We start from the raw sequence: 7,446 nt of genomic DNA, 5'->3' as shown, positions 1-7,446 counted from the left end.
TTGACGGTTTCTGCTGCTAGAGTTTGCCAACCTGGGTAGATATTTGTGGTAATCTGAGTCCCACTTATATTGATGGCGATGGGGTTATTATTGCCAATTTGGGTGTAAAGTTTATTAGTTGTGTCTTTGACTAATTTGGTGTTACCGAAGGTTTCTATAGTAGCATTGCTTATGGCATTAATGGTAAGTGTGAAAACGTTACTGGAAGACAATCCTTTAGTATCTTTTGCTTCAAGCTTAATATCGAGACTAGAGCTTGTTGTATCCTTAGAAGTTCCACTAAAAGTTCTTGTCTTGGGATCAAAAGACAACCATTTAGGTAGGGAATTACCATTCACATCTGTTGCTGAATAAGTTAGAAGATCATTTTTATCTATGTCTGTGAAAGTGGTTTCAGAAACAGTGAAAGTGAATGATTTATTAGTAGTTGCTGTTTGATTGGGAATGGGGTTAATGATAATGGGAGCAAGATTTCCTTGAATAAGAGCATCATTCTTCTCCAAGATGTTTATCAATTCCTGATTGGTTGTGACCCAGTTTTCTTGTTGCTGTTGGGCTAAGTCTGCTTGTATTTGTTGATTTTTTTGACTAATTGCTTCTAGTTTTTGCCATTCCAGTTCAAAAATACTTCTGATTTTCTCTTTAAGTTGAGGATCTTGATCGCCAATAGATACGATCTGTTCAATAGCTGCTGTCAAATTCTCTAAGGTTTGATCTTGAGATGCGGTTGCGATCGCTTGACCAGATTTAACAATATATTCAATATCTTTCCATTCAATTCCTGCTTTTTCTTTGAGTTTCTGAGTCAAAACTGTGTCTTGTTTCCAAATATTGAGGATTTCATCGGTTGATTTTTTCCATGTTTCTAAATCATTTGTGTTGGCTGCTTGTTGGATCAATCGATTGGTACGACCAAGATTTTGTAACTGTGACCAGGTAAGTCCAGTTGCTTGTTCAGCTTGAGATTTGAGAGTATTATCATCTACCCAAATATTAACAGCACTCTTAATGGCATTTCCCCATTGCGCTAGTGTTTGTTGGTCAATTGCTTTAGCTGTTTCTTGACCAGCTTTTACTATATTTTCTATATCTTGCCAATTCAAGTCGGTATAGGTTTTGAGTTTTTGGGTTAAAGTGGGATCATCTTTCCAAATCTTTAGAATTGCATCACTGGCATTTACCCAGTCTTGGGTTGTATCTTTGTCTATGGCAGTATTAATTGCCTGTACAGTTTTGTCTAGTTTTTGAAGTTTCTCCCAAGATAACCCTGTGAGGTCTTCTGCTGTAGATTTTAGGGTATTATCATCTACCCAAATATTAGCCACTCGTCTGATGGCTTGTCCCCATTTAGCGAGTTCTTGACTGTCAATCGCTGTCGCAGAAGCTTGACCTGCTTTGACGATTTTTTCTAAGTCGGTAAAGTCTAAACTGGTAACTTCTTTGAGTTTTTTGGCAAAACTAGGATCGGTTTTCCAGATTGTTAAAATATTATCACTGGCAGTAATCCAAGATTGAGTATTATTATTTTGAGTGGCTTTATCTAGTTCCTGAACAGTGTTTTCTAGTTTATTGAGTTGTGACCAAGTTAGTCCCGTTGCTTGTTCAATTTTGCTTTTTAATGTGGCATCATCAGCCCAAATATTAGAAACTTTTCTGATCGCTTGTCCCCAATCTTTTAACTTTTCACTGTCAATAGCGATCGCAGTTGCTTGTCCTGCTTTAACAATCTTCTCAAAATCTTGCCAATCTAAGCCTGTATTGACTTTAATTTTATTGGCTAAGATTTTATCTGTTTCCCAAAGTTTGAGGATTTTGTTACTAGCTTCTATCCAAGCTAAAGTATTACCTTGTTCGTAGGCTTTATTAAGGGTTGAAATGGTTTCCTCTGTCTTTTGAATTTGTTCCCAAGAAAGTCCTGATACGGTTGTTAATTTGTTCTTAAGAGTATCGTCATCATACCAAATATTGAGAACTTGTTTGAGGGATTGTCCCCATTGTTCAACGCTTTGCTTATCAGTAGCTATGGCAATAGATTGACCTGCTTTAACAACTTGTTGGAAATCTTTCCAGTCTAAATTCAAGTTAGACTTTAAGAAGGTTTGTAGGGTTTGATTACCTTGCCAAATTCCCAGAAGTTCATTACTGGATTTAATCCAAGCTGCTGTATCTCCTTTTTCAATGGCTTTATTAATGGCTTCTCCTGTCTGGGTAATTCGTTGGATTTCTTCCCAAGAAAGTCCTGTTACTTTTTGTGCCTCAATTTTGAGTTTCTCATCAGTAATCCAGACATTTACAATGCTTTTTACAGATTGAGTAATTGCTTCTAAATTACGTTCTCTGACAGCAATTTCAAGCTTAACTCCCGATTGAATGATAGTTTCGACTTCTGCCCATTCAAAACCTGTTAAATCTTTAATGGATTTATGGGCTTCAGTTCCTAAGTCAACCCCCAATAAACTATCATCAACAAGGTTAATTGCTTTACCTGCTGTTTGAATAGCTTTGATCCAATCTTTATTATCGATAGTTTGATATAAGGCTGAACTTAATTTACCAAAGTCTTGAATTTCTTCCCATTTTAATCCCGTCAAATCTATCAATTCTTTTTTCCCTGCGTCCCCTAATCCAAGAGCAAAGTTTTTGTCAATTTGTCCGGCAATTTTACCGATTGCATTAGCCGCATCTAACCAGTTGCCATTTTCAATTGCTTTGATACCTTGGGCAGTTACAAGAGAGACTTGTCCTGCTGTAATAAAGAATTTTTGAATATCAGAAGCTTGATTTAATTTTGTGATGTCTTTAATGCCAAGAGATGCAGCATTAGCTAAGGATTGAACTCCAGATAATAAGGCGAGAGTCGTATCTCCTGTTTTGACATATTGATAGGATGAGTAAGCTCCTTGGGCGACTGTTTGGAATCTGGTTAGGTTAAGTAAGCTAGGGGATAATTCATATTTTAAGAGTTCTAATTTCTGGGTTAAGTCACTAACTAAGTTAAAATCTTTTGCACCTTTGGCAACATCAATTGCTTTGGTGGTTTCAATAACTTTAGGATTCTTGGCTAGTTCGCTATTAATATCACTAATTTCATAGCTGGCAAAAGCCATTGCTGCATGGAAAACTGCACCCGCCCAATCTCCATTATAAGCAGATTGAACGGCACTTAAAGAGGCTCCGACCGTTTGTAATGTAGTCACAATGCTTGCGTTTGCAGCAATGGCTGCTGTGGCTGCTGTGGATGCTGCTGCGGTAGTTCCTCCGGCGGCAATCACTCCTGCATAGGCAGATAAGGCAGCACCTGCTGTTATGACGGTAGCAGCAATAGCAATAACTAAAGCAGCAGTCCCCAAAACTTCATTGACAAAAGCTTTCTTTCTGATTTCTCTTTCTTTAACTCGCCCCTCAATAATCTGACTCAAAAGCTGTTGAGATTGTCGTGCCAAATCATCGGATAACTCAACCGCACCTTGAGCATAACCAATCTTATAAAGTATCTCTAAATTCTGCTGATTGAGTAATGTTTTCTCTTGGTCTAATACTCCTGTCTTCTGAATCTCATCATAAAGAGCTTTACTCGCACCTTTTAGGTCGGTTTCTGATTGTTTCAGAATGCCTAAATATTGCTGTTCTTCTTGGTCTAATTTAGTAATTTCTGCGTTCAGTTTATTATTTTGTTCAATTAAACCATCAACTGTCTTCAGTAAATTATCCTGAATAGTTGCCGCTTCTTTCCCCTGTAAAGCTGCATTAATATCTTGACGAGTTGCTGTTAATATGCTCTGCAATTCACTGGGTAAGTTGGGCTGTTTTTGTTTGAGGGCATCTAAATCAGCTAAGATGCCAGCGAGTTGTCCTTTATAGTCAGCTTGGGTGATGATATTTTCAATGGGATTAATGCCTAAATCGGTGCGGAGGTTGTTAATCGCTTGCTGTAGAGCTTCTTCGGTATTAAGCTGGTTTAGTTGTTCAAGTTTAGTAACAGCAATTTGACGGTCTCTTTGAATATCTAACCGTTGTTTTTCTAACTGTGCAGCAACAGCATCATCAATCAATTGACCGCGTTTTTCGGCAATTTCCTGTTCTAATTGTGCCTGTGCCAAATTGAATTTTTCAACGGAAAGGACTTGCAATAAAGTTTGATTTGTCCAGTCTTTGAGTTGGGACAGGGCATCAATGCGAAATTCGGCAACAGCAATTTCTTGTTTATGGGCCTCAATCGCTTCTTGAGAGTTGCCAATACTTTGCTGAAGTTGTGCCAATTCTTGGGTGGCGAGGGCTTTTTGTCCGTCTAAGAGGGTAATTTGACTTTCGGCGGCTTGACGGAGGGCGGTAAACTGGCTGGCTTGTTGTTGTGCCTGTTGTTGTAATTGCCGATATTCCTGCATTTGGGCATAATATTTGTCGGCTAACAGTAAATCTTCCGGGCGGGCGATTCCTCCCGAACAACCGCCACCTTTATCGCTGGCTAAGTCTCGATAGTCTTTGTAATAGAGTTCGGCAGCCGTAGCCATGTTGTTGGCGTTGGCAACTTCGAGGAGTTTGGCGGCTTCTTGGCTTCCGGCATCGTTGGCTTGTTTGAGGATGGTGAGGAGTTGGCTTTCGATGCCGTTGAGGGTTTGGCGTTTAGTAGTTGCTTGAAGGGTGTAGTTTTTTTCGAGTTCGGTGGCTTCTAGTAGTCCTTTGAGTGCCTGTTGTTTGTCTTTGATGGCGGAGAGATATTTGTCGTTTTGCAGCAAGAGGGAGGCTTGCAGGTCTTCCATGACTGCGGTAAGGGCTTGGCTGCTGGCTTCGGCTTGTTCTGCCAGTTTTTGGACTTCGGCGAGGGTTTTTCGGGTGTCGGTGAGTTGTTGTTCGAGGGTGCTGGTGTCTTTGTCGGGGCTGGCGAGGGTGGCATCGAGGAGTTGATACTGGGTGAGGAGTACCTGTTCTTGGGTTGAGAGGAGGGTTTGTTTTTGGGTGAGGGTGGCTTGTTGGGCGGTGAGGACGGTTTGTTTTTGGGTGAGAAGTTGGATAGATTGGTCTAATTGGGCTTGTTGGGTGAGTAAAGTGTCTTTATTGTCTCCGGTGGCGGTGGTGAGTTGTTGGGCGATGGTTTGCCGTTGGCTTTGGAGTTGAGTGATGAGGGTTTGGGCTTGGGTAAGTTCGTCGGCGAGGTCGGTGGTTTGTTGGATTGCCCAATTTTTGGCGGCGGTGATGTCTTGTTGCAGGAGTTGGGTTTGGGTTTGCAGTTCGGCGCGTTTTTGCAGGACGCTGTTGAGGGCGTTTAGGTAGTTGTCTTTGCTGGTTTGATATTCGCTGGTTTCTTTTTGGGTGTTGGTGGTGGCGGTGGCTGCGTCTTGGGTTGCCTGTTGCAGTTGGGTTTGCAGGATGGGGAGGAGTTTTTCCCAGTCGTTTATTTGGGCGATTTTATCTTCGCTGAGTTTTCTTTCGGCTTCGAGTTGTTGCAGGAGGTGGATAAATTCGGTTTGGCTGAGGGCGGCTTCATTGGCGACGGTGTTGGCTTTGTTCCATTGGTCGAGGATGGTGGTGGTGGTGTCTTTGTTGAGGGTGTCGGTTTGGACTCCTTTGAGGAGTTGGTCGGCGTGTTGTCGGAGGGCGGTGGCTTGTTTGGTGTAGGTGTCCCAGATTATCCAGTTGTGGTCAACGTGGGTGACTGTAACGGTTTCACTGCGTCCAGAACGTCCTCTAGATTCTCGGTATTCGTTCCAAGTGGGTCCTTGTTTGCGGCTTTGTTCCCAATAGAAGGCGGATTTTTCTTGATACCAATCAGCTTGAGAAATGGAAGCGGCGGCTTCAGCTTGTTTTTGGCTGATGCTGTTTTTGAGTTGGTCAATTTGTTGTTGGGTTTGGGTTTGTTGGTCGCTGATTTGTTGTTGGAGGGTGGCGAGGGTGGCTGTGTTATTGAGTTCGGGGTAGTATTGGTTAAGGAGAATGTTTTCTGCTTCTGCTTTTCGATTATTAGTTAACGCAACCCAATTATTAGAAGTGCCATCAGATTGTAAGTTAACAATGTCATCTAAGCCATCCCCATTAAAGTCACCTAGTAATTGTTCTGAGTTATTTTCATTTCCCCAATATCCTGCTGTTAATCCTTGAGAATAATTGAGGAATTTAAAAGTACCATCTCCATTAGATAAAGCAATCCAATTATTAGAAGTGCCATCAGATTGTAAATTAACAATGTCATCTTTACCATCTCCATTAAAGTCACCTATTAATTGTTCTGAGTTATTTTCATTTCCCCAATATCCTGCTGTTAATCCTTGTGCTTTGGGAATCAATTTAAAAGAGCCATCTCCATTAGATAAAGCAATCCAATTATTAGAAGTGCCTCATCTGCCCAAAATCCTGCGGTTAATCCTTGTGCTTTGAACAATATCATCCTTTCCGTCTCCATTAAAATCTCCTATTAATTGTTCTGAATTATTTTCATTGCTCCAAAAACCAGCAATTAAACCCGTTTCTTGACTATTATTAGAACCAGTTGTAACGAACAATATCATCCTTTCCGTCTCCATTAAAATCTCCTATTAATTGTTCTGAATTATTTTCATTGCTCCAAAAACCAGCAATTAAACCCGTTTCTTGACTATTATTAGAACCAGTTGTAATATATGCTCCTTTTAAGTTAAACGTACCGTTACCATTAGATAAAGCTATCCAGTTGTTAGAAATACCATCACTTTGTAAATTAACAATGTCATCTTTACCATCCCCATTAAAGTCTCCTATTAATTGTTCTGAGTTATTTTCATTTGCCCAATATCCAGTTTTCAATCCTTGCGCCTGATTAATAAAGTTAAATGATACATTAGGTAAAATTGATAAATTGCCATCTTGAATAACTTGATATTCTGTTAAATAATTCTGTACCTTGTCTGGATTTTGTTGTGCTTGTAAGGTTAGGTATGCGGTTTCTAGGCGGAGGGTTTGGAGGTTTGCGATTGTTTTACTTTCGATAAGATTAGTTTGTCCATCGACAATTTGAGGAACTGCGATAGAACTATCAATGGTTCTTTGTACTCCATTAATTAATGTGCCATTATTTTTGTTAGCTGTTAAGTCATAAACGGTATTTCCTGAATTTTCTTTAAGATTCCAATAACCGATTAATCCTTGCTCGTTGCCTGTTAGTTTTTGACTGAGATTAGCCTGAATTTGAGATTGAGTTTTAGCTACATTCCAAACTCTGACTTCATCAATTTCTCCCTTAAAGTAACCAGAATCAGCCGAATAACCAACAACTATTTTATCCTGACTACCAAAATCTGATTGAGTTTTAGAACCTGTTGCTACTAATTGACCATCAACATAAATTTGTTGACCCCCTACCGATGCACCAAAAACATGAGCGACATGATGCCATTTTCCATCAGCTAAATTGAGTCCACTACTAGCAATTACTTCATTATTCCAGATCCGAACGACTATATTACCATTAGATAA

The 7,446-nt window shown here is 40.1% G+C and carries 2 protein-coding genes; both read right to left on the bottom strand.

What is annotated here, in order from left to right:
• Positions 1 to 6,281 (bottom strand): putative Ig domain-containing protein (locus EWV84_RS03005; protein ID WP_287076359.1); only part of this gene is annotated, 6,281 nt, incomplete at its 3' end.
• Between the two features lie 193 nt (positions 6,282 to 6,474).
• On the bottom strand, positions 6,475 to 7,446 hold a 972-nt coding region (locus EWV84_RS03000), incomplete at its 5' end, for a LamG-like jellyroll fold domain-containing protein (protein WP_287076358.1).

This window comes from Microcystis sp. M_QC_C_20170808_M3Col (assembly GCF_007095505.1).
Classification (GTDB): domain Bacteria; phylum Cyanobacteriota; class Cyanobacteriia; order Cyanobacteriales; family Microcystaceae; genus Microcystis.
This window is presented reverse-complemented; position numbering and strand designations above follow the sequence as displayed.